Source organism: Salinibacter sp. 10B, assembly GCF_002954405.1.
Classification (GTDB): domain Bacteria; phylum Bacteroidota; class Rhodothermia; order Rhodothermales; family Salinibacteraceae; genus Salinibacter.
The window spans coordinates 3,850,789-3,873,602 of record NZ_MQWC01000004.1 but is presented as its reverse complement, the minus strand read 5'-3'; the positions used below and the strand labels follow the sequence as shown (position 1 = coordinate 3,873,602).

Genomic DNA, 22,814 nt, shown 5'->3' with positions numbered 1-22,814 from the left:
TCTCCTCCCACCAGTGGCGTGTGCCTCATTAGCCATGCGGGGATCGACCGTACGCGGATGGATTTATTTCAACCAGATTGGCGGGGCGCCCGCCATCATGCTTGTCTCCACCCATCTTCGAAGGGAGACGAGTCCCAATCCTCCCCCACCATCGTGATGACCCGCCGGGGATGCCCGCGCCCCCGATCCCCCCCGAAGCCAACACGTACATCCGGGTCGTCCCGGACACTGCTCGCCCCTCGAGCAGAACCTGCCCAGATGCCTGGGTGTGGATCGGCATGAGCCGAAAACGCTGAAAGGGCACATTGAGCAGCTGCCATTCAGGACGTTGGGACAGCTCGATGCAGCCAGAAGTGTTCTCTGAGCTGAACGGATGCCGCGGACTAGAGCGAAGGCACGAACCGGTACGATAGCCCAAAGGCAGGGAAAGTCAACGCCCCCGGTCCATGGTTGTTTCAGTGAAAGCCTCTAAAATCTGTATTCCTCTGTGTAGACGCCGAAGGCCAACCCCCTGATCGAGAGTCGGCCTGTCGGCGCTGAGGAATGTATCGGATGGGAGCCCGACCGTCTTCGTCAGGCCCGCTCCGACTACTGAAGCTCAATTTCTGCTCCGGCCTCTTCGAGCTGGGCCTTGAGCTCTTCGGCCTCGTCTTTCGCAAGGCCTTCTTTCACAGGGTTCGGGGCCTCGTCGACCAGGGACTTGGCTTCCTTCAGGCCGAGTCCGGTAATCGAGCGGACCTCCTTAATGACCTGAATCTTGTTGCCGCCAATGCCGGTGAGCACCACGTCGAAGGCGGTCTGCTCTTCCTCTTCGCCGCCGCCTTCGCCGCCGCCCCCGTCGCCGGCTGCTACGGCGACCCCGGCCGAGGCCGGCTTGATGTCGTATTCTTCTTCGAGATGATTCGCCAACTCGTTGGCTTCCTTGATGGTGAGTCCAACGAGCTGTTCAGCAAGTTCTTCGATGTCAGCCATGAGATTGTAGTCGGTCTATGTGCCTGCGGCGGTCTCGGTCCCGACACTCTTCGGGACTGCGCCGCACATTAAGGGTGAATGAGTGTCGGTGTTCGATGCTGGTACCGGGCCAGGTCGACGGACCGGCCAGCGGCGATACTACTCTTCTTCCTCGCGCTCGGAAAGCGACTTGAGAATGCCAGCAAGATTCTGCCCGGAGCTGGTAAGGCCGCCCGCAATGTTCTGGGCCGGCGACAGCAGTAGCCCCACAATCTCGCCGATAAGCTCCTCGCGGGACTTAAGGTCGGCCAGCGTATCGAGCGCCTCCGGTCCCTCGTACAGCTCCCCTTCAATCCAGGCCACCTTCAACTCAGGACGTTCCATGTCCTCTTCTTCCAGGAAGTCCTGAATCACGCGGGCCGGCTTGGCCGGATCTTCGCTATACGCCACCGCGGTGGGCCCATGAAAGAACTCTTCGAGGGCATCCATGCCCTCTTGGCGATCGAGGGCAATCTGCGCCAGGGTGTTCTTTGTAACCTGATAATCCACGCCGGCCTCGCGGAAGCGGCCCCGCAGGTCATTCGACTGGGCCACCGTGAGTCCGGCAAAGTTCGTCAGGTAGATGATGGGATACTCATCGAGCTTCTGCCCGATGTCGTCAATGATTTCAGCTTTCTCGGCTCGCGTCTTCGACATGGTGTCATCTGTAGAATCGGTTCAGGGAATCGCGAAGGAGCGGCAGCACGCTACCGGGCTTCCGTCAGCACGGAGCTGCGATCCACCCGAATGGGAGGCCCCATCGTGGCGGACATCGTCACGGAGCGCAGGTAGAGGCCCTTCGAGGACGGCGGTCGAAGCCGCACCACTTCCGTGAGGAAGGCCTTCGCGTTCTCGTAAAGCTCCTGAGCCGAGAACGAGGCCTTGCCGATCGGAGTATGAAGGTTTCCGCTCTGATCGACTCGAAACTCAATTTTCCCGGACTTGACCTCGTCAATCGTCTTGGCGAGATCCATGGTCACGGTTCCACTCTTCGGGTTCGGCATCAGGCCGCGAGGACCAAGAATGCGGCCGAGTTGGCCCACCTGTCCCATGACGTCCGGCGTCGCGATGACGACATCGAAATCCAACCAGTTCTCCTCCTGGATGCGCTCGATGTGCTCATCGAGCCCTACGTAGTCGGCGCCGGCCTCTTCTGCTTCCTCCTGCTTTCCTTCGCTGGCCAAGACAAGCACCGTCACGTCCCGCCCAGTACCGTGCGGAAGCGTAATGGAGCCCCGAACCATTTGGTCGGCGTGGCGGGGATCGACCCCGAGCCGGAGGTCCATGTCCACCGATTCGTCAAAATTGGCGGTCGCCGTTTGCAGGGTGAGCTCCGTCGCCTGCATGAGGCTAACGGGCTCTTCCTGTTCATCGACAACTTCCTTCGCGGTTCGATACCGTTTTCCTTCTGCGTTTGCCATAATTGGGTGCGGTTGTGCGGTTCAGACGTTCGCCCGCGACCGGATCGCTCCGAACGGACCAAACTCCCGCGTGAAAAGATCATCGTTTGCGAAAGCAAGGCGTCCGAGCGACGTTACTCCGGCTTCCCTTCAACCTCAATGCCCATCGAGCGGGCTGTGCCGGCAATCATGCGGGCGCCCTGCTCAGCCGTGTGGGCGTTCAGGTCTGCCATCTTCCGCTCGGCAATCTCAATGCAGTCCTGCCAGGACACGGTGCCGGCATGCTCGCGGAGCGGATCGCCCGCAGCCGTCTCGATACCGGCCCGTTGTTTGAGAAGAATGGAGGCCGGTGGGCTCTTGACTTTAAAGTCAAAGGAGCGATCGGCGTAGACCGTAATCTCTACCGGCAGCAGGGTGCCCATCCGGTCTTCCGTTTCGGCGTTAAACGCCTTGCAGAATTCCATGATGTTCACGCCATGCTGCCCCAGCGCGGGCCCAATGGGCGGCGCCGGGTTGGCCTGTCCGCCTTTAATTTGCAGCTTGATTTGCGATTCTACAGGTGCAGCCATGTGCTCAGTGGGCGGTGCGAGCGTCCCCCGACCGTCGTCGGGCAACTTCCGCCGGTTTATTCAACAGTTTGCGAAAATAGCCGTCTCCAGTGGAGACCGCCACCTTACTCTTCGTGCTCAACCTGAAGGTAATCGAGCTCCACAGGCGTCTTCCGCCCAAAGATGGACACCATCACCTTCACTTTCATTTTTTCCGGATAGACCTCCTCGACGAACCCATTGAAGCTATCGAAGGGCCCGTCAACCACCTTCACTGGATCGCCGGCCTTAAAGGGAATTTCGGGCTTCTCCCCTCGCTCCTCGGCCCGATCCATCTTCCCGAGAATGCGCTCGACCTCCTCTTTTCGAAGCGGCGTCGGGTCGTCTCCAGTTCCTGTCGTCAGAAACCCAATCACCGACGGCAGGTCTTCTGCCATCTCCTTGAGGTTATGGGTCAACGTGCAGTTCAGCAGGATGTACCCCGGGAAGAAGGTCTTTTCCTTGGTTTTCTTCTCGCCCCCCTTCATCTCAAACACCGTCTCGGTCGGGATCAGGATTTCGTTCACCTGATCCTCCAACCCCATCCGCTCAATTTCGCTTTCGAGGTACCGACGCACTTTCTTCTCGTGGTTCGAGAAGGTCCGAAGAACGTACCATGTGTCGTCGTTTTCCTCAGCCATGACGAATGGGATCGATCTGTGCGATTGATGGCGTCAGACGTGCCGCGACCTCTTGCTCGACACCCTACTGCTGGTAGATGAATTCGAGGACGGTGCTAATCGCCTGATCCGTCAGGAAAATAAACCCCGAGACCAAAAAGGTCGCAACAATCGTGATGAGGGTGCTGCTGATGAGCTCATCGCGGCTTGGCCAGTTTACCTTCTCCATCTCCGAAGCCACGTTCTGGAGGTACTCCCAAATCCACATAGTGCCAGAGGGCAGTCAATGAAGGAACCTAGCGGCGATCTACATACTCCCACACCGAAGAACACCAGGGATCCGGTGCTATAGCCGGCGCCCACTTCACGCCGCATCCGCAATGGGGTTGCACGGACGGGAGGACTCGAACCCCCAACCGGCGGATTTGGAGTCCGCTGCTCTGCCAAATTGAGCTACGCCCGTGTGGATAACTAAAATGTGTCGCGCCCGTCGTGATCGCACAGCGCCCGCACGATCCGACTCGGCTGTATTACGTGAAGTCCCCAAAGTTCCGGACCGTCCATGCTCCGCCGGAACGGCCCCAAAAGCCGAGCCGGCCAAACTTGGGACCGGGGGATTACGGAAAAAGTAGTTACGTAGCGGAGGGACGGGAGATTCTCAACATCCCCCGATGCTCAACGAACATTCCGCAAAATAGGCCCACTCCCCCAGTGTGCGTGAATGCTGAAGCCGGTATCGCCGACCTGTCTACAAATACTTCACGTTTATTACGAACCCGAGGCACCATACTGGGTTTTCTTCAATTGGCATATTATCTGCGTATTGATCTCCCGCACCGACTCGTCCAACATCTTCTTCATTCCGTGAGCGATTCTTCCTCCGACCGTCCATCCGACCCGGCCACGCTGTACAATCCGCCGTCCGAGGGCCAGGGAACGACGCCGTCGGACGATGACAACCATGTGTCGCTCCGTCTGTCCATGCCGCACGAACGGGCCGAGCGCCTTCGCGCCGTGGCTCAGCAGATTGGGCTGTCCCCTTCTACGGTGGCCAGGCGCGCCATCGAGATGGTGTGCAATGAGGTCGTCACCATACAGGAAGACACGCGCCCTCCGTCGCTTCTCGTGGAGCAGTATCAGGCCCGCATTGACCTGCTCCACTCCGTACAGCAGTCGCAATCGGAGGAGTCGTCATCAGATGCGGCTGCCGTGCCGGACACCGCTACAATCGAGGAGCCTTCCGCAGAAGATGCGAACGAAGGAAACGAATAACGTTTCTATCCTTGCGCGGAATCGACCTGAACCGCCTGAACGGCCGCCTCCCCGTCGAGGTGAAAGAAATGATTCGTTGGTCCCCGCCCCTTCCCCAGCGGAAGCGCATGCCGAATGGCGCCCGTTATGTACCGCTTGGCACGACCGACGGCCTGGTGAAGCTCATATCCCTTCGCTAGGTGGGCCGCAATCGCCGACGCATAGGTGCAACCCGTGCCGTGCGTGTGCTTGGTATCAATTCGGGGAGCGGTGAATTTCTGTACCCCCGTGCTGTCCACCAGCACGTCAACGGCTTCGTCTTCATCGGACAGGTGTCCTCCTTTCACGAGCACGGCCTCCGGTCCCTTCTCGTACAGCGCCTCCCCCGCACGCCGAAGATCCTCGACGGTCTCAATCTCAATGCTGGTGAGGTGTGCGGCCTCATGCGCATTCGGCGTTACGACCGCCGCCCGCGGCATCAGCACCTCAAGCATCGGAGCAATGGCGTCGTCTTTCAGCAGCTTGAATCCGGACTTCGATATCATCACCGGATCGACGACGAGCGGCTGCAGGTCGTGCGCCTCGATGCGTTCAGCAACGGTCTCAATGATGTCGGCCGTAAACAGCATTCCTGTCTTTACCGCCTGCACATCCAGGTCTTCTGCGACCACGTCGATCTGGGTTGACACGAGCGACGACGGCAGTTCATGGGCCTCCGCAACAGTTTCGGTATTCTGAGCAGTCACGGCAGCCAGCACCGATGCGGCAAAGACCCCATTGGCCTCCATTGCCTTGATATCGGCCTGGATGCCGGCGCCACCGCCCGAATCACTGGTCGCAATGGTCAGGGCTACGGGTTTAGACATGAGTTGGATTAAGCCTGTTGGATTCGATCTGCCTCCGATACATTCCTTTCCTTGTGTTCTCCCCCGAGCGCACTCTGCCGACGGAGCGGTCAGGCCAACTCGCCAAGGGCCCGCAGGTAGGCACGCGTCGCGGCAACGGGCACCTCTGCTTCCATGATGCCTGAGAGTACGGCTACGCCTTCCGCTCCGGCCGCCCGACATGCCTGCACTCGTTCCGGCGTGATGCCCCCAAGGGCAAGAGTCGACGTAGGGGCCGCAGTGCGGCAAAATGACCGGAGCGCCGAAAGCCCCGTCGGGGGCTGGTCCGGCTTGCTGGAGGTGGCATACACAGGACTAAAGAAGTAATAGTCTACGTCCGGCACGCGATCCCCCTCAATCTCAATCTCCTCATGAGCCGAGTAGCCGAGGAGCGCTTCCTCTCCGAGGGTCTCCCGCGCCTCCGCCACCGACGGCCCACGCCAGCCCAGGTGAAGCCCCGTGCCCAGTGCCTCTGCTACCCCAAGTCGCGTATTGATCGTCACTGTGACGTCGCTCGCCACGCCGCGAAGTCGGTCCGTGATACGTCGTGCCGCGGTTTCGAACGCATCCGGACCGGCCTGGTGGTCGCGGAGATGCACCCACCGGACACCGGCCTGCACCGCCGTTACGGCCCGCTCGGCCCGGGCCTCGTCTGTAAATCCGTCTGCAATGAGCGCGAGACGCGGATAAGGAAGTTCGGCCATGCCGTCCAGGGTCGAGGATTGAGAAAAATGGCGTCGCGCCCATCAGTGCCAATCGACGCCGTGTGCACAAGCAATCATCCTACGCGTCGACCTGCACCTGTCCACTGGTGGGAGACGACGCCTGTGCGTAGAGACGACGGGGGATGCGCCCCGCCCGATGTGCGTGTCGTCCCGCCTCCACAGCAAGCCGCATCGCGTGGGCCATTTCAACGGGATGTTGCGCCTCCGCAATGGCGGTGTTCAGCAAAATGCCGTCGTAGCCCAATTCCATAGCCGTGACAGCATCACTCGCCGTCCCAATGCCTGCATCCACGATGAGGGGGGTGTTGTCGACCTCCTCACGAATAATACGAAGATTGTAGGGGTTGACAATTCCCATGCCGCTGCCAATCGGAGACCCTAGAGGCATTACGGCGGCGCAGCCCATGTCGGCCAGCTTGCGGCAGGTAATGGGATCGTCATTGGCGTACGCAAACACCGTAAAGCCGTCGTCCACCAGTGTCTTGGCAGCATCCAGCAACTGCTCTACGTCCGGCATCAGCGTCTCGTCGTCCCCGATGACCTCTAGCTTGATGAGGTCGGTGCCGAGCGCCTCCCGTGCGAGTTGTGCAACCAGGACCGCCTCGCGCGCCGTGTAGCAACCGGCTGTGTTCGGAAGAATCTGGTACCCCCCCTTCCGGAGGAGATCGAGGTGACTTTCCGGTGCCGGATTTTCGACGTTTACACGGCGGATGGCGACCGTGACGAGTTCGGTGCCTGTGGCGTCCAGGGCATCAAGCATCACCTGCGGGTTGGGATAACGGCTCGTGCCGACGATAAGGCGGGACGAAAAGGAGTGCCCACCGATTACGAGCCTGTCGTTCGTCTTCGACCTCGCCGAGCCGTTCGCGTGTACCTCGTCAGCCATACCAATTCGTTGTAGCGTATCTGAGAGTGGTTCTGACCCGGAGGAGCTGCGTGGATCGGGCGCTGTCGATTCCTTTTCCAAGAAGCAAGGAGACTGTTTTGATTTCACACGGTGGCAGTTCAAGCAGAGCGCGACGACTGTAGATCGTCACGATCCAACGGAGGCGCCTTCTGAGCAACGGACGCCCATCCATTTCTCGTCGACTCTCAACCCGCTAAATAATCAAAACAGTCTCTAAGCCCACGACGCAGCCGGTTTCATGTCGTAGGCTGTGCGTCCAGCGGGGCGCACCGACTGCGGACCGCCCCCCTCTGTCCGGGGCGGCAAACACGTATACGCTCCGAACTGGGGGCGGGCGATGAAAGCCTCAGCAGCGGCTGCGGAAACGAGCGCAAATCACAAGCTCCCCGTCCTCGCCTCCTCTACCCGCCCTGCTGGGCCTGAATGACTTCTACCGTGTCATCCTCCGACAGTGTCACCTCGTCCCAATCCTGGCTGCGGATGACGCTTTCATTGATGGCCACGGCCACGCCCGTCGCTTGTCCCGGGTCGATTTCGAGATCCCGAAGCACCCCCGTAAGCGGATATCCGTCGGGCACCGTCCGGGCCTCGCCGTTCACGGTGACCGGAATCTGAGAATCGGCGGCAGAACTCATGCCAGCGAGCGAGATGAGTGAGCATCGGAAAAGCGCGTGGGAGAAAACGGCTCCAGCCACGACGAGGTTTCCCCTGTCTGTACCAGATTCGCAATCTCTTCCGCCGTTACGGGGGTGAGGAGAATGCCGTGGCGGTAGTGCCCGGTGGCCATCGTTACCCCTGGCGCCGCCGTTTTCCCCAAAAGGGGCGCATGATCTCGGCTAGCGGGCCGCAAGCCCGCCCAGGTCTCGTCCACGGGCAGATCGTAGATGCCGGGCACGACCTCCCATGCTCCTTCCAGTAGATCATAGAGACCACCGGCCGTGACGGTCGTATCGAACCCCATCTCTTCACTCGTTGCGCCCACGACGACTCGGCCATTGCTCTTCGGCGCAAGGTACGCGTCCGGCCCTCGAATCACATGCTGAAGGTCAAACGGACGCTTGCGCTGTAGTTGAATCATTTGCCCTTTCACCGGACGCACTGGCGGCTGTGTATCGGGCGTCCACCCCTCCAGTTCACGCGACCACACCCCCGCTGCCACGACAATTTGGTCTGCCTCCACGCGGGTGCCGTCCGCCGTCTTTGCTGCAGGCTGCTTGTCGTCCGGCACGACGGCGGCCACCGGCGACTCTTCGTGGAGCGTCCCGCCTTCTGCCTCAAACGCCACCTGCAGCGCCCTCAGCAAGCGCCGGTTGTCAACCTGGTGATCGGACTTCGAATAAATGGCCGCCGACAGGCGAGGGGCGACGAACGGCTCGATGTCGCGCGCTTCGTCTCCGGTCACCCATTCGACCTCCAGTCCCTGCTCCTTTTGAAACTCGAACAACCGACGAATCGCCTCGGCACTGTCGCGGTCGTCGGCTACGATGAGCGTGCCCTCGTCCCGATAGTCGACCTTCATGCCGCTGGCCTCCTCCACCCGATTCGCAAAATCGGGCCAGCGGCGTAGGCTCTCCCGATTCAACTTGTAGAGCTCCAACTCTTCGAATCCGATCTCCGCATCGGGCGCGAGCATGCCGGCGGCCTGCCATGAGGTTCCTCGTCCCGCACGTCCTCTCTCCAGGATCGTAGCATCGACGCCCCTCCGCACCAGCTCAAACCCAATCGAGAGGCCAATCGTCCCCCCTCCCACAATGACGACATCGTCCATGACGACACAGCTTACTGCTTCACGAGATGCGAACAAACGGAAGGATTGCTCCTTCCAAGCGTGGTCGCTGTATTTCGAGGGTGGATTCTCCCTCGGTCTTCTCCGTCCCCTATTTTCAGTCTTCTTTTTGCCCGGAATTGTAGTGCACCACAACTGCGGAGTCTTAACGGGTCAGTGCCCGATGATGTCCCGAACGGATCCGTCGCTCGTGCGTGTGGATTTTCCGAACAGAGTCCCATGAACTGGCGGTGTCGAAATGAAATACGATGCGGATGTGATCATTGTGGGTGCAGGGTTGGCGGGCGCCTGTGCTGCCTTCACGCTCAGCGCAAACCACGATGTCCTCGTGCTCGAAGCGAAACAACCCGCCTCGGGAGCGTCTGGCGCAGCGGCAGGACTGGTGAATCCCTTTATGGGTCGTCGTGCACGTCCGGTCTGGCGCCTCCGCGACGCTCTCCACGCCGTCTCATCGCTTCTGGAAGAGGCCGATGCCCCCACGCTCTTTCCTCCTCAGGGTGTTCTCCGCCCCATCATTGACGAGGACCAGGAAGCGGCATTTCGTGAAGCCGCGACAGAACACCCGGACCTGGCAGAGTGGCTCACGCCGGCGGATTTGCAAGAACGATTCCCCAGCGTACAAAGCGAGAGAGGGGGATTTTTCGTTCCTCGCGGAGGAGCGATTGACGTTCCGGCAATGGTGCGTGCCCTGCTGTCCGCGGCGCACGAGCGGGGGGCTACCCTTGAGACGGAGGCCCCGGTCGTGTACTGGCGCGAAACGCCATCGACCGCTACTGTCGAGGTGGGACGGGGACGACGGACCGAAGAGTTCCACGCTGATCGGCTGCTACTGGCCCTCGGGCAGGGGTACGCCCGGTTTCCAGAGCTGCGGCACCTTGGCCTTACGGGGGTAAAAGGACAAACCGTTCGTGTGAAGCGCCCCGACACGCTCTCCGGCATGCTCGTTCCCCTCTCGGGTCGAGGCTACGTCGTTCCGGACAACGAAGCCCTCGTGCTGGGCAGCAATTACGATAACAACTTCGACGACCTCACCCCTGACCCGCAGGCCACTGCGTATATTCGCGAGAAGACCGCCCGGATGGTGCCTGGAGTGGACGAGACGCCGATTTTGGACCAACAAGCCGGCGTACGGGTGAAGCACACCGACACCAACCTGCCTCTTCTCGGTCCAATGCCCCGCCGCGAACGGATCTGGACGTTCACCGCTCTGGGCTCAAAGGGACTCCTCACCGCTCCGCTCCTGGCCCGCCGGGTACCGGAATATCTCCAGCACCCTCCCCTCCTCCCCGACGCCATCCATCCTCCTGAGGCCTAGCGCCCTCTTCGCCGAGAAGCTTCTTAACGTCTCACACTCAACACAGAGCCTCGTGTCTTATCCTTCCGCCCAAGCCCTCCTCCATCGCGCCCTGCAGCACGTCGAAGACTGGGAGGCCTCCTGGGGATCGTTTGAGCATCACTCCTCGATTGGGGTCAATCCCGACCGCCTCGACGCTGCAATGGACGAGTACCTGGAGCGTCTAGAGGGCAACTATCCGTTTCATCATCCGCGCTACGCCGGGCAGATGCTGAAGCCTCCCCATCCGGTGGCCCTTGCGGCATACACTGCTGCGCAGCGCATCAACCCTAACAATCACGCCCTCGACGGAGGCCCCCCGACCAGCCAGATGGAACAAGAAGTGGTGGCCGACCTCGCTGAAATGCTGGGCCTGCCGGACGAAACGCTCGGCCACCTGACCGGCGGCGGCACCGTGGCCAACCTCGAAGCCCTCTGGGTGGCCCGCGAACTGCATCCCGATCAGGCCATCGCTGTGAGCGAGAATGCCCACTACACTCACGGCCGCATGAGCGAAGTGCTCAAGATGGAGATGGTCTCAGTCCCGACGGATACGTACGGCCGACTCGACCTCGACGCGCTCGACACCCTCCTAGACACGCACGACATTGGGACGGTAGTGCTCACAGCCGGCACGACGGGCCTCGGCACTGTCGACCCAATTGCCGACGCCCTCCCGCTCTGCCGCGACTCCGACGCCCGGGTGCACGTCGACGCAGCGTACGGCGGCTTCTTCCGCCTCATGACCTACGACCAGGCCCCAGACCTGAACGGATTCCCGGCGTCTCATTTCGAGGCAATTGCTGAAAGCGACTCGGTTGCCATCGACCCGCACAAGCACGGGCTGCAGCCCTACGGATGCGGGTGCATTCTCTTCCGCGACCCAACGGTGGGGCGCTTCTATCAGCACGATTCCCCGTATACCTACTTCACGTCCGACGAGCTGCACCTCGGCGAGATCAGCCTGGAATGCTCGCGGGCCGGAGCTGCGGCCGGGGCACTCTGGTGCACACTGAAGGCCCTGCCGCTGGCCCCCAATGATGGAGTGGGTGCCATCCTCGCAGCCTGCCTCCGCGCCGCCCGCACCTGGGCCGAGGCGGTCGAGACCTCCGATGCGCTCACCCTTCTCGCCCCCCCGGAAACGGACATTGTCGCGTATTTTCCCACGCCGGACTCTCCCACCCTCTCCGCCGTCGATGCGGCGAGCCAGCGCCTCTTCGAGACAGCCATGAACGCAACCGACGATCCGGTCTTTACGAGCCTCTACCGCCTCCCGGCCGAGACCCTGCAAACCCTGCATCCCTCCCTGAAGGCCGATCAGGACGACGCCGCCGTGCTGCGAAGTGTGCTCATGAAACCAGAGCACGAGACGTATGCCGACGCGCTCGTCGAGCGCCTGTCGTCCCTGGCCGCCTAGCGAAGCCCTCTCCCCCCCACCTAGGGCAGCATACCGCGACGATTCGTGCATCGAACGGAGGACGCCCCTCCTGCCTCTCCCGCTAGCGCACGACGGTAACGGTACTCCGCGCCACGAAGGCCCCCGAGTACTCCTTTCGCACAAATTCGAGCGCCTCAGCGGCCGTTTCTCGTTCAGCAAAGGCCCCGATACGGACCCGGTAGTAGGGTTGCGAGTACTCAATCACGATGGGCGGCGGCGACCGAAAAAGGTCTTGAGGCGCATCTGCCTTCACCTCGTCCCACCACCGACGCACCCGTTCTCGAAAGTCCTGGGACGCCTCCTGATCCTGAGCCGAGTAGACTTGAATGCGAAAGCCTTCCACAGTCTGCTTCACGCCCTCGTCGGCCCGCCCGCGCATCAACCGACCCGGCACCCGGTGCGCTACTTCGACGGTCTGCTCCGGCGGACGCACGGAGTACTCCGTCACGTCAAACGTCTCGTACTGAGCCACGGAAACCCGAGCCGCATCGCCCCTCGCCGCGCCCGGATCAGAGGGAGAAGGCCCTGTATTCTGCCCGTTTCCACTCTGCGACGGCCCACTACAGCCCCCCAGCACTAGCAGGGCGAGTATCGAAAATACAAACAGGCGTGATGCTGACATCTAAGCTCACAAATCTTGTCCGAGAAAGGAAACAGCTAGGACTTCCCCCTTACGCAGACGCTCGCGCTTCTTCCATGATCGCAACAGAGCCACTGGCCCCAATCCGGGTAGCCCCATGTGCAACCATTCGCTCAACGTCGGCCACGGAGCCCACGCCTCCGGACGCCTTCACGCCGAGCTCTTTTCCTACAACCTGCCGCATCAGCGCCACGTCCTCCGCACGCGCTCCGTGAGCAGCAAACCCCGTCGAGGTTTTGACAAAATCGGCCCCGGCCCGCCGGGCAATCACGCAGGCCACGGCAATCTGCGGGACCGACAGGAGCGCCGTTTCGAGAATGACCTTTACCTGAACGCGGTGCCCCACCGCATCCTCCCGATCCCGAGCGGCGGTAACCACTGCCCGAACATCGGCTTCGGCATCGGCATACCGACCGCTCGTCACGGCCCCCAGCGAGAGCACCATATCGAGCTCGCGCGCCCCGTCTGCCACCGCCCGCTCGGCTTCCTGTGCCTTGGTGGCCGGCCGGTTGGCTCCGTGCGGAAAGCCCACAACAGTGCAGGGCGTCACCGCCGTATCATCGAGCCGCTGCGCCACGCGCGGGACGGCGACCGGATGCACGCAGACTGCCGTGAAGCCGTAGGTGGTGGCTTCCTCACAAAGCATGTCGATCTGTTCATCCGTGGCTGCGGGCCGGAGCTGCGTGTGATCAATCCGCTTCGCAATGTCTTTCGGCGATGCGCTCTCCACCATCTGCGGCCCCGCCAAACCTGGACGCCGGGGATTCGATACAGAAGTCAGGGCCTCTTCTACATACGACGCGGCCGCAGACGCCTCCTGTTCCTTGAGATCACGAAGGGCAGATGCAAGCCGTTCGGAATCGTGGAGAGCCATGTGTTGAGGAAACCGTTATCGGGAATCGTAACAGAAGAGCGAGAGCCGGGCGTCCCTCCCCAACGACCGTCCGTCGCTCTCACGTCCCGGCCGGACAGGAGCGGGACCGGTTCGGACAATATCCGATGTGGACCACAGAATGTCGAATCGGTCGCTACCGCTCCACGAGTTCATCCAGATCGTAGCGCTTGCGCTTATCCCAAAGGGTTTTCTTCGAAATGCCAAGATCCTCCGCGATTTCCGCGTAGCTATCGTCCGTGCGCGTTTCGAGCGTGCGGCGGATGTAGGCCTTTTCCAAATCCTTGAGCGAACGCCCCAGTGGAAACTGGAAGGCCCCCTCCGACGAGTGCATGTCGTCGAGCCGTCCAGGCGGTGCAAGGGTCAAGTCCTCGGCGCTGATGAGCTCATCGTCGGTAAAGATCATTGCTCGCTCCAGCACATTGCGGAGCTCCCGCACGTTGCCCGGCCACATGTGGTCACGGAGCTTTTCCTCGGCCTCGTCCGTGAAGCCGCTCACGTCCATTCCGAATTCGGTGTTGAATTCGCTTATCATGTGCCGGGCAATGAGCATCACGTCGTCGCCCATGTGTCGGAGGGCAGGCATCTTGACGTTCACCACATTGATGCGGTAGAAGAGGTCCTTCCGGAACGTGTCCTCCTGCACACTCTCTTCCAGATTCGAATTCGTGGCACAGAGAATGCGCACATCGGCCGACAGGTCCTCCACGCCCCCCAAGCGCCGAAACTGTCGGCTTTCGAGAAAGGAAAGGAGCTTTGCCTGCAACGCCATGCTCATCGAATCGATCTCATCCAGAAAGAGCGTGCCCTCGTCGGCGACCTCAATGAGCCCTTCCTTCGAGTCGCGTGCGTCGGTAAAGGCCCCTTCCTCATACCCAAAAAGCTCTGCCTCCAGGAGGTTGTCCGGGAGGGCCGCACAGTTGATGTCCGTGAAGGCCTCTTTGGCACGAGGCGAGTTGTAGTGCAGCGTCTTCGCGGCAAGGTTCTTTCCCGTCCCCGTCTCCCCAGAAAAAAGAACCGTCGTGTTGGAGGCACTGCAGAGCGTTTCAATCGTCTCCCGGACCCGGACAATGGCATCGCTCTCGCCCAAAATGCCCTGGATCGGATAGGCCTGTTGCTGCTCCGTCTTAATCTGTTCGAGCTCCTGCTGGGCCCCGTAGAGCTCAATGGCCTTCTCCAGTAGCGCCCGCATCTCTTCTAGATTCACGGGCTTCTGCAGATAGTGGAACGCCCCCTGACGCATCGCCTCTACGGCGGTCTGTACCGAGGAGTGGGCCGTCATAATGATGACCGGCACGTCCACCCCACGCTCCTGCAACGTCTCCAGGAGCTCAACGCCGTTCATCTCCGGCATCATCATGTCCGCCACCACCACGTCCGGCTCCTTTGCTCCCTCGTCGAGCGCATCGAGCATCGACATGGGATTCAGGTACGTGTCCACCTCGTACCCGTCGCGCTCGAGCACATTGGAAAAGAGGTTGCCAATCTTCGGCTCGTCGTCTACGACGTAGATTCGCTTATTCATGTGGGAAAAGTCATTTCCGTCTAGCGCGAAAGAATACGCATCCCGATAAAAGACGCTCCCCCCGACGTGTCGGTCTCGCAGCTCTCGTCCCCTAGAACGCACGATCACCTCGATCGCCTCAGCGGAAAAGCGGTACGGCGGGATCACTCCCGGACGCTCCACCTTCGCAAGGAGGGACGTCGGCAAGTTTCGATTTGTACTACGCCGGTTAGGTGAAGCTGCGGCGGGAGTATCTTTTTCCGATGCCGGGTCTTTTTTCCGAAATCGCCACCAAAGCAGACGCAGTGGCCTTCAGAAAGATTCCTACTCGGTTGGTTTTCACTTGAATCAGGCCGAATTCCCCATCGGGAATGCGCAACGAACCCACAAGCCCCGGGTGTAAACAACCAACAACTGGTCTATGGCTTCGTAACAGGATGGCGCTGTCGTTTGTTGTCTTCGACGCTTCCCCCTCTCTCCTCCCTCAATGATGCACCGCTCCGTTCTCGGGCTCCTCCTGTGTAGCGTTCTCCTCTCGACGGGATGCGGCCCGTCGGATGCCGACCGCTCGGACGCAACGCTGACCGACGACCTCGACCGATCCGTCCGCATCGATCGCCCTGTACGACGGGTCGTCTCCCTCGCCCCCAACCTCACAGAGCTTGCATATGCGGCAGGGGCAGGGTCAACGCTCGTGGCCGTCACAACCGCCGACGACTATCCCCCGGCCGTGGATACCCTCGATCGAATCAGTGCACTACCGGTCGACTTTGAGGCAATCACGGCTAAGAACCCGGACCTGGTCCTCGCCACCGACCAGGTAAATCCGCCGGGCGATACCGAAACGTTCGCTTCCCTCGATATTCCCGTCTACTTCTTTTCGTTTTCTTCGCTGTCGGACGTGTTCGATGGAATCCGGAGAATGGGAACCCTTCTGGGCACCGAGGCAACCGCTGCCGACAGCGCCCACGCTCTAGAGCGCCAAATGGCGACGCTTCGCTCCCGCACCGATTCCATTCCGGCTGCCGAGCATCCGCGCGTGCTCGTGCTGATTGGTGACGATACGCTGTACAGCTTCGGGGCGGGCAGCTATGTTCACACGCTCGTGGAGGCGGCCGGCGGGCGCAGCATCACGGATTCCCTCGACACGAAAGCCCCCACCTTGAGTGAAGAGTACGTACTGACAGAAAAGCCGGACGTGATCGTCGGGGCATGGGGCAGCGACTACGATCCGGAACGCATTCTGGAGCTCCATCCCTCCTGGGACGTGGTACCCGCACTCCAAAATGATCGCGTCTACAGCCTGCCGCCAAGCCTGCTACTCCGCCCGGGTCCCCGACTCGTTGAGGGAGCCCGCCGGATGGCCGCTGCCCTACACCCGGCGCACTTTTCCCCCTCCGGACCGACGGCGCAATCCGATCCTCGTTCGACTCCCACCAATCGCCCTTCTACCCCGTGAATCGTCCTTGGACCGCCGGCCTGGGTCTCGTGGGCGTGCTCGTATGCACCATTGGGGTAACCGTCGCGATTGGGAGTACAGCCATCGGGTGGGGGGACGTCTACCGCGTGCTTGGCCATCACCTCGTCGGGATTGGCGGACCCGTCGATCCCATTGTGGACCGCATCGTCTGGCACTTGCGACTGCCTCGTGCCCTGCTTGCCTGCCTCGTTGGCGGCGGCCTCTCCATCATCGGAGTGGCTATGCAAACCCTGGTGCGCAACCCACTGGCTGAGCCCTACATCCTCGGCATTTCCAGTGGGGCTTCCGCCGGTGCCTCCTTTTTCTATCTCGGTTTTCTTCCTCCCCTTCTCTCCAAACCCCTCACGATGCCCCTGGCCGCCTTTCTCGGGGGACTCGCGTCCATCGCCATCGTGTACCTGGTGGCACGGGACGGGCCACGCGTGTCGGTTGCCCGGTTGCTCTTGGCGGGCGTGGCCATGTCTGCCCTTATGGCCTCGCTGACCTCGTTCGTGACCTTTTCCTCGCCGGAGCCGGACAAGCTCCGCGCCGTTCTGTTTTGGCTGCTGGGATCGCTGAACGGGACACGTTGGGAGCAACTCCCTCTCCCCGCTCTCGCCACCACGGTTGGCCTGGGCACGATGCTCCTCCTTGCGCGCCCCCTCGACGCAATGCTTGTGGGCGAAGAGCCCGCCCAAAGTCTCGGCATGCCGGTCGAGGCCCTGAAACGAGGCCTGATCGTCCTCGCCGCCTTCGTTACCGGCACGCTCGTCGCCGTCTCCGGCGCCATCGGCTTCGTCGGCCTCATCGTGCCGCACGCCGTTCGGCTCATGGTCGGCGTTCCGCACCGGCGGCTTGTGCCCCTGAGTTTTCTCGGAGGCGCCATTTTTCTCTGCTGGGCCGACCTCGCCGCCCGCACAATTCTCCCGGCACAGGAACTACCAGTCGGGGTCTTGACTGCCCTCTGCGGCGTGCCGTTCTTTCTGATCCTCCTCCGGCGCCGCAACTATCACTTCGGATGACCCCCTCCCTTCAAAGCCCCTTAGCCTCTGCGCTCCCCATGCATTTCCTCCAGAAACTCGTCCACCCGTTCGTCCAGAGGCTCCTCCTCCGAGGGCGTCTCCTTTACAAGGTCTCGAGGCGTCTTTTTCTCCGCCGTTTTCTGCGTCGAGGAGTTATCCCGAAAATACGGGTAGAGCACTGCTGCCAGCAAAACGTTTACGAGAACAAAGAACAGAATTGCAAAGATTACTACGCCCGGCTCAAGGGCAAAATCAATACGTTCAGTCATGGCACTGCGGGGCAAAGAATGAATAGACTATCGAGGTCCTAGGATGTGAATACACCCTCCTCAAAGGACCGAAAGGACATGGCTATTTTTGACATGTTCCAATGCACATATTTTCGTAACGCCCCCCTTGTACGTATGATCCATCCGTAAGCGTCTGGCCCTATCTCAACAGCATATCTTTTCCCAACTGGTCACCTATAGATATGCCGATAAAAAAAGTCGCCTCCATCTCCAGTGGACTGCTGAGACGCCAGCTATCACGGACCGCTTTGCCCCGAATCGGGTTGCTCAACACGATACGGCCGTCGTGAAGCGCTCCGCATGATTCGTTTCTCTCCAACTATTCTGGAGGAACGTGCCCAGAGTACTTAGGGCACTCGATATTCTTTTGCAGCACGAGCACGGAATGAGAGAGCTGTATAGTTGATAGCGGAACCTTCCGTATCCTCATTTCCAAACAGAAACGACCAAACACTCCATTGTCTCATCTTGACTATCACTTTCATGCCGTCCCCGATTTATACCCTCGGATACGCACAGTGGACCGCCGATGAGGTGGACGATCAACTCCAGCTTCTCGGGGCCGTACTCGTCGATGTTCGGCGCTCCCCACAGACCACGAAGCCCGGCTTTACAAAGGACGAACTCGATGCCCGGTTCGGCCCCCGCTACGTGCACGTTCCTGCCTTCGGGAATGTAAACTACAAGGAGGGTCCGATTGAGCTGGCCCAACCGAAGCTCGGCATGGCAACCGTCCAATCGCTCAGCCGCCCGCCGGTGCTGATGTGTGGATGCCAGGCCCCCGCACGGTGCCATCGATCAACGGTCGCCACCCGACTTGCAGAAGAGTGGGCGGTCTCTGTCACGCATCTTCGTGCCCCCAGCGAGCGCGCACAGCCGGGACTGTTCTCCGACCAATAGCCTTTTCCGGAATTACGGCGCCTCCACGGCTGCCGATCGGAGGGAGGACTGCACGTCTATTTCGCTGTGGAGCGTTCGGTGTACCGGACATTTATTCGCAATTTCCAGAAGACGCTGCCGCTGTTCCTGCGTCAGGTCTCCCTTCACGTCAATCTCTCGCTCAATCCGGTCGACCTTGCCCTCCGCCTGGTCGCAGTGCTCACAATCGTCCGCATGCACCTTTTCATGCGAAAGCCGGACGCATGCCTCTTCCAGCGGCCATCCCTTCCGATCGGCGTACATGCGAAGCGTCATGCCTGTACAACTGCCGAGGGCAGCCAGAAGATAATCGTAGGGCGTGGGGCCCTCATCTCCTCCTCCCACGTCCTCCGGCTCATCGGCCACGAGCGAGTGCTGCCCCGCCCGGATCTCAGTTCGATATTCGTCCTCGGTGCGGGTGACCACCTGTCCTTCGGTGTGGACAGCCGCTTCCTCGTCCAGGTCAACGTATTTCCGGGCCCAAGCCCCAAGCACAGTGCCCACGTACTCGGCGTCGGCCGGGGTACGCAGCAGGTGGTCGGCATCGTCGAGGGACACAAAGCTTTTCGGATGCTTCGCTGCCTCGAAAATGCGCGCCGCATTGTCAATCCCCACGGTCTGATCGACGGGCGAGTGGAACACCAACAGGGCCCGCTGCAGAGTACGAATGGTCTCTTCCATCTTCGTTGCGGCCAGATCCTCCAGAAACTGCTTCCGAATCGTAAACGACCGTCCCGCCAGTGTAATACGCGCTTCCCCGCTGCTTTTGATTTCTTCCAACTTGTCGTCGAGAAGGCGCGTCACGTGCTCTGGATCGTACGGCGACGCGATCGTCGCCACGGCCTCGGCACTCGGAATGCGGTGCGCCGCCTGCAACACGGCTGCCCCCCCAAGCGAGTGCCCCACCAGGATCCGCGGGGCCTCGTGATGCTCCGCCAGATACTCCGCCGCCTCCACCAGGTCTCCCACGTTTGATGAGAAGTTGGTGTCAGCAAAATCGCCCTCGCTTTCCCCAATTCCCGTAAAGTCGAAGCGTAGGACGGCGATATTCTGCCGGTTGAGGGCACGGCTGATGGCCCCCACGGCCCGCAAGTCCTTCGAGCACGTAAAGCAGTGAGCAAACAACGCGCAGGCATCGGGGGACGCCTCCGCCGGCAGGTCGAGCCGAGCTGCTAGTTCGTCTCCTCGCTCGTTTGTAAAGCGGACCTTTTCAAAAGACATGGTGATACGTTCTTTTCAGAGAAACGGAGTGAATAAAACGGTTTGCTCGCCCCCGACATTCTCTTGCCTCCGAGACGGACTGGCAAGAGTTCGTTTGCTGTCCCCCATCTTCGATACAGTGCTCGTGTTCAGGACCGGATGAGAGACGGTGCTCGGAGTTCGCCCCCCCACGTGGTACTCGCGGCCTTCTCCGGCGGCTAGACGGTCGATTGACGCCGGACCGTAAATGAAAACCGACGAGTCTCGACGGGCCTCCCTGCCTCAAAGGTCCGTTCCGCAAACGTGACGGTTCCGTCTCGTTCCATCAGGAGTACCGTGGAGGCACGGGTGCCGTACCGCTCCCCCTCAATGAAGATCGGTGACAACATACGCTCGCGCTCCCGTCCCAGTCCCGTTTCGGGCAATTGCTCCTCGGGAGCCGGGCGGCGATCTTCTAAAAGAGCAAGAAGCGAGTCCACCGTGATTTCATTTTTCTGCAAACGCGCCTGCAGACCTCGCTTTGCCCGCTTCACCTTCGGCCAGGGCGTATTGAGGTGATCGTTGCTGAGACCGTGGATTCCCGGCTCCACAGCCTGCACCCTCGCGTTGCGATTCGACAAGTAGTAGAGCGACGTGGGCGTTCCCACGAGCAAGTTGAATCCATTATACTGCTCTGCCTCCGTCGCCACTCGGTCCAGATACGAGTGCGGATCCGGAGTCTCCCGAAGATACTCCGCTACGAGCGCTCCCCGCGACCGTGCATCCGCCCGGTACGAGTGCGGATCCCGAATATTGGTTACGACGCCCCAATGACCCGCTCGGGTGACGCCCATCCACGTCCCACCGGCCTCCAGGTCCCGTCCCCCCAACACATGAGGCGCATCCTCCCAGCGATCTGCGGACGCAGCCGGACGTTCATAGAACTCGTCTCGGTTCCCCGCAAAGATGAGCGGGTAGTCGGAGTGCTGGTCGTAGCTAAAAACGAGGAGACACATCGGCACATGGTCCGCGTGTAGACAATGGGCGTTGCCTGTACGACGGAACCGAGATTGGAGTTCAGCCCTATTCACGCTGCCCGCTTTTCCACCACGACCAATCGCGGGGGATGATTCTTCTGATTGACGAACCGGTAGGACAATGCCTGAAATTTCTCCTGGGGAAGATCAGTGGCCCACGAATCGACCGCCGCCGCCTCTGCCGGACCGCCCTCGTGGCCTGTGTACAGTACCACCGTCATCACTCCCTCCGGCCGCAAAAGAGCGCTTGCAGCCTTGAGCGCAGGAATTGTCGTTTCCGGAGTAGTGGTGAGCGTCGACGTGCTTCCGGGGAGGTATCCTAGATTGAACATAACCGCCCCCACTCGTCCACGCACCGATGCCGGCACATGAGCCTCCATCGTCTCGTGTCCCTCTTGGAGAAGGGTGACACGCTCCTCGACGCCCTCTGACGCCAACCGAGTACGGGCCTGATCGAGCGCCTCTGCCTGTACGTCCATCCCAAACACCTCTCCTTCTACACCGACGGCCCGCGCCAACGCCAGCGTATCGTGCCCGTTGCCAACGGTGGCATCGACGGCAACGTCCCCCGCAGACAACGTCTCTTCGACCACGTGATGGGCAAAGTCGAGAACGGACTGGATCGGCATTGGCAAGAATGAGAGTATGCTGAGAAAGCGTGACCGGAGGCGACCCAATGGCGTCGGGGCGTTCGGCGCGGCCCATGTCGGCCTCGCATTGAATCTGTTTCTCGCCGCCCCGTTCGCCGAAACTTCCCCAAATTCCTGCACAGACCGGAATCCCCCACCGTCCCCATCCGTGAAGGAATGCGCGATTCCAATCACTAACACGCATTCCCATGGCCGTACACGTCGCTCTGGGCGAGCGGAGTTATGACGTCTACTTTCGCTCCCTAACTGCCCTTCCGTCTCTGCTCGACGACACCGACCTTCGGGTGGGCCGCTGCCTCCTGGTAACGGACGAGAACGTGGCGGCCCATTACCGCACGCCGCTCACCACAACGCTTGAGAACGCCGGGTGGACTGTACATTCCATCGTTCTCCCCCCCGGCGAGGCAACCAAATCCGCTGATCACCTGCACACCCTCTACGACGAGGCCCTGACGTGGGGCATCGACCGGCAAACGCCCGTCTTTGCACTCGGCGGCGGGGTCATTGGGGATCTCGCTGGCTTCGCCGCGGCCACCTTGCTCCGCGGGCTTCCCCTCGTGCAACTGCCCACCTCGCTCCTCGCGCAGGTCGACGCGTCGGTCGGCGGCAAGACGGCCATCAACCACGAAACCGGCAAAAACCTGATCGGCGCGTTCTACCAGCCGCGCCTCGTCTGTGCTGCCCCCACGACCCTCGACACGCTGCCGATGGACGAGTATACCGGCGGCATGGCCGAGGTCGTGAAGCACGCCCTGATCGGGGACACTGCTCTCTTCGAGTACCTGGAGGACCACCTGACGCCCGTGTTTGCCCGAAAGGACCGCTCTGCAGTTGCAAGCACCATCGAACAGGCGGTGCAGGTAAAAGCCGACGTGGTAAGTGCCGACGAACGGGAAACCGGGCGCCGGGCCGTACTCAACTTTGGACACACCTTTGGTCACGCCATTGAGAAGGTGGCCGGATACGGCACGTTCTCGCATGGTGAGGCCGTAGCCGTAGGTATGCGAGCCGGTCTCTATCTTTCTCACCAGCGACATCCTGACGCCATTCCCCGCGATCGCGCCGACCACCTCATCCAGGCCATTCCTGTGGAGGCCGATCCATCTGCTCTTTCGTTCGATGCCGTGTACGACGCCATGGCCGCCGACAAAAAAAATGAGGGCGACACGATTCGGTTCGTCCTGCTTGACCGACTCGGGCACGCCTACGTATGCGACGGCGTATCCGAATCGGATGCACGGCAGGCCTGGCGGTTTGCCTGCACTGCGTGAAACGCCGCTCCCGCTCTTGGCGTGAAAGTGT

The 22,814-nt window shown here is 61.0% G+C and carries 25 protein-coding genes and 1 tRNA gene; 7 read left to right on the top strand and 19 right to left on the bottom strand.

The genetic code is table 11. The features are described 5' to 3' along the window. Positions 1 to 588: 588 nt before the first annotated feature. From rplL to BSZ35_RS15725, 7 genes are all read right to left on the bottom strand, one after another. Positions 589 to 972 (bottom strand): 50S ribosomal protein L7/L12, encoded by a 384-nt coding sequence (gene rplL, locus BSZ35_RS15755; protein ID WP_105013332.1) that lies wholly within the window; start codon positions 970 to 972, stop codon positions 589 to 591. A 138-nt stretch (positions 973 to 1,110) separates the two neighbouring features. Then, positions 1,111 to 1,647 carry a 50S ribosomal protein L10 gene (gene rplJ, locus BSZ35_RS15750; protein WP_105013331.1) on the bottom strand — a complete coding sequence of 179 codons (537 nt, stop codon included), beginning with the start codon at positions 1,645 to 1,647 and terminating at the stop codon, positions 1,111 to 1,113. A 50-nt stretch (positions 1,648 to 1,697) separates the two neighbouring features. After that, the gene (gene rplA / locus BSZ35_RS15745) at positions 1,698 to 2,411 is read right to left on the bottom strand and encodes a 50S ribosomal protein L1 (RefSeq protein ID WP_105013330.1); all 714 of its coding nucleotides are present in this window, start codon (positions 2,409 to 2,411) and stop codon (positions 1,698 to 1,700) included. A gap of 113 nt (positions 2,412 to 2,524) precedes the next feature. Then, positions 2,525 to 2,959, bottom strand: a complete 435-nt coding sequence (gene rplK, locus BSZ35_RS15740; protein WP_105013329.1) for a 50S ribosomal protein L11 — start codon at positions 2,957 to 2,959, stop codon at positions 2,525 to 2,527. A 104-nt stretch (positions 2,960 to 3,063) separates the two neighbouring features. Then, on the bottom strand, positions 3,064 to 3,618 hold the full coding sequence (nusG, locus tag BSZ35_RS15735) for a transcription termination/antitermination protein NusG (protein WP_105013328.1): 555 nt from the start codon (positions 3,616 to 3,618) through the stop codon (positions 3,064 to 3,066). Between the two features lie 64 nt (positions 3,619 to 3,682). After that, positions 3,683 to 3,865, bottom strand: a complete 183-nt coding sequence (gene secE, locus BSZ35_RS15730) for a preprotein translocase subunit SecE (RefSeq protein WP_105013327.1) — start codon at positions 3,863 to 3,865, stop codon at positions 3,683 to 3,685. A 121-nt stretch (positions 3,866 to 3,986) separates the two neighbouring features. Beyond that, positions 3,987 to 4,060: transfer RNA gene (locus tag BSZ35_RS15725), tRNA-Trp, on the bottom strand. Positions 4,061 to 4,461: 401 nt separating this feature from the next. On the opposite strand from BSZ35_RS15725, the gene BSZ35_RS15720 reads away from it, so the two are divergent. Continuing rightward, positions 4,462 to 4,869 (top strand): hypothetical protein, encoded by a 408-nt coding sequence (locus BSZ35_RS15720; RefSeq protein WP_105013326.1) that lies wholly within the window; start codon positions 4,462 to 4,464, stop codon positions 4,867 to 4,869. A 5-nt stretch (positions 4,870 to 4,874) separates the two neighbouring features. Here the strand turns inward: BSZ35_RS15720 and thiD are convergent, their stop codons facing one another. The 5 genes from thiD to thiO form a co-directional block, all read right to left on the bottom strand. After that, positions 4,875 to 5,714 (bottom strand): bifunctional hydroxymethylpyrimidine kinase/phosphomethylpyrimidine kinase, encoded by an 840-nt coding sequence (gene thiD / locus BSZ35_RS15715; protein WP_105013325.1) that lies wholly within the window; start codon positions 5,712 to 5,714, stop codon positions 4,875 to 4,877. A gap of 89 nt (positions 5,715 to 5,803) precedes the next feature. Then, positions 5,804 to 6,436 (bottom strand): thiamine phosphate synthase, encoded by a 633-nt coding sequence (locus BSZ35_RS15710; protein ID WP_105013324.1) that lies wholly within the window; start codon positions 6,434 to 6,436, stop codon positions 5,804 to 5,806. A 79-nt stretch (positions 6,437 to 6,515) separates the two neighbouring features. After that, complete coding sequence (locus BSZ35_RS15705; RefSeq protein ID WP_105013323.1) at positions 6,516 to 7,343, bottom strand: thiazole synthase; 828 nt, start codon at positions 7,341 to 7,343, stop codon at positions 6,516 to 6,518. Positions 7,344 to 7,765: 422 nt separating this feature from the next. Next, positions 7,766 to 7,999 carry a sulfur carrier protein ThiS gene (gene thiS / locus BSZ35_RS15700; protein ID WP_105013322.1) on the bottom strand — a complete coding sequence of 78 codons (234 nt, stop codon included), beginning with the start codon at positions 7,997 to 7,999 and terminating at the stop codon, positions 7,766 to 7,768. Next, entirely contained in the window at positions 7,996 to 9,132 is a 1,137-nt protein-coding gene (gene thiO, locus BSZ35_RS15695) for a glycine oxidase ThiO (RefSeq protein WP_105013321.1), read from the bottom strand. The genes thiS and thiO overlap by 4 nt, the downstream gene beginning before the upstream one ends. Before the next feature lie 256 nt (positions 9,133 to 9,388). On the opposite strand from thiO, the gene BSZ35_RS15690 reads away from it, so the two are divergent. Both BSZ35_RS15690 and BSZ35_RS15685 read left to right on the top strand, forming a co-directional pair. Continuing rightward, on the top strand, positions 9,389 to 10,465 hold the full coding sequence (locus BSZ35_RS15690) for an FAD-dependent oxidoreductase (protein WP_105013320.1): 1,077 nt from the start codon (positions 9,389 to 9,391) through the stop codon (positions 10,463 to 10,465). A 52-nt stretch (positions 10,466 to 10,517) separates the two neighbouring features. Then, positions 10,518 to 11,900, top strand: a complete 1,383-nt coding sequence (locus BSZ35_RS15685; protein WP_105013319.1) for an aminotransferase class V-fold PLP-dependent enzyme — start codon at positions 10,518 to 10,520, stop codon at positions 11,898 to 11,900. An 82-nt stretch (positions 11,901 to 11,982) separates the two neighbouring features. On the opposite strand, the gene BSZ35_RS15680 is transcribed toward BSZ35_RS15685, so the two are convergent. From BSZ35_RS15680 to BSZ35_RS15670, 3 genes are all read right to left on the bottom strand, one after another. After that, positions 11,983 to 12,543 (bottom strand): SPOR domain-containing protein, encoded by a 561-nt coding sequence (locus BSZ35_RS15680; RefSeq protein WP_105013318.1) that lies wholly within the window; start codon positions 12,541 to 12,543, stop codon positions 11,983 to 11,985. 49 nt (positions 12,544 to 12,592) lie between these two features. Beyond that, a complete protein-coding gene (gene deoC / locus BSZ35_RS15675; protein WP_105013887.1) occupies positions 12,593 to 13,294 on the bottom strand; it encodes a deoxyribose-phosphate aldolase in 702 nt (233 codons plus the stop codon). Positions 13,295 to 13,589: 295 nt separating this feature from the next. Further along, a complete protein-coding gene (locus BSZ35_RS15670; RefSeq protein WP_105013886.1) occupies positions 13,590 to 14,978 on the bottom strand; it encodes a sigma-54 dependent transcriptional regulator in 1,389 nt (462 codons plus the stop codon). A gap of 466 nt (positions 14,979 to 15,444) precedes the next feature. On the opposite strand from BSZ35_RS15670, the gene BSZ35_RS15665 reads away from it, so the two are divergent. Then, on the top strand, positions 15,445 to 16,416 hold the full coding sequence (locus tag BSZ35_RS15665; protein WP_105013317.1) for a helical backbone metal receptor: 972 nt from the start codon (positions 15,445 to 15,447) through the stop codon (positions 16,414 to 16,416). Beyond that, positions 16,413 to 17,438, top strand: a complete 1,026-nt coding sequence (locus BSZ35_RS15660) for an iron ABC transporter permease (RefSeq protein ID WP_258096746.1) — start codon at positions 16,413 to 16,415, stop codon at positions 17,436 to 17,438. Before BSZ35_RS15665 ends, BSZ35_RS15660 begins: the two co-directional genes overlap by 4 nt. Positions 17,439 to 17,458: 20 nt before the next feature. Here BSZ35_RS15660 and BSZ35_RS15655 read toward each other — a convergent pair whose 3' ends face one another. Beyond that, the gene (locus BSZ35_RS15655; RefSeq protein WP_105013316.1) at positions 17,459 to 17,707 is read right to left on the bottom strand and encodes a hypothetical protein; all 249 of its coding nucleotides are present in this window, start codon (positions 17,705 to 17,707) and stop codon (positions 17,459 to 17,461) included. Positions 17,708 to 18,211: 504 nt separating this feature from the next. On the opposite strand from BSZ35_RS15655, the gene BSZ35_RS15650 reads away from it, so the two are divergent. After that, positions 18,212 to 18,628 carry a DUF488 domain-containing protein gene (locus tag BSZ35_RS15650; protein WP_105013315.1) on the top strand — a complete coding sequence of 139 codons (417 nt, stop codon included), beginning with the start codon at positions 18,212 to 18,214 and terminating at the stop codon, positions 18,626 to 18,628. A gap of 12 nt (positions 18,629 to 18,640) precedes the next feature. Here BSZ35_RS15650 and BSZ35_RS15645 read toward each other — a convergent pair whose 3' ends face one another. The 3 genes from BSZ35_RS15645 to BSZ35_RS15635 all read right to left on the bottom strand — a co-directional run bounded on the left by BSZ35_RS15645 (position 18,641) and on the right by BSZ35_RS15635 (position 21,491). Further along, positions 18,641 to 19,867: a bifunctional alpha/beta hydrolase/OsmC family protein gene (locus BSZ35_RS15645; protein WP_105013314.1), complete on the bottom strand. Its 1,227-nt coding sequence runs from the start codon at positions 19,865 to 19,867 to the stop codon at positions 18,641 to 18,643. A 197-nt stretch (positions 19,868 to 20,064) separates the two neighbouring features. Then, positions 20,065 to 20,841, bottom strand: a complete 777-nt coding sequence (locus tag BSZ35_RS15640; RefSeq protein WP_105013313.1) for an NRDE family protein — start codon at positions 20,839 to 20,841, stop codon at positions 20,065 to 20,067. A gap of 71 nt (positions 20,842 to 20,912) precedes the next feature. Beyond that, on the bottom strand, positions 20,913 to 21,491 hold the full coding sequence (locus BSZ35_RS15635; RefSeq protein ID WP_105013312.1) for a class I SAM-dependent methyltransferase: 579 nt from the start codon (positions 21,489 to 21,491) through the stop codon (positions 20,913 to 20,915). Between the two features lie 209 nt (positions 21,492 to 21,700). On the opposite strand from BSZ35_RS15635, the gene aroB reads away from it, so the two are divergent. After that, on the top strand, positions 21,701 to 22,783 hold the full coding sequence (aroB, locus tag BSZ35_RS15630; RefSeq protein WP_105013311.1) for a 3-dehydroquinate synthase: 1,083 nt from the start codon (positions 21,701 to 21,703) through the stop codon (positions 22,781 to 22,783). The last annotated feature ends 31 nt before the right edge of the window (positions 22,784 to 22,814 follow it).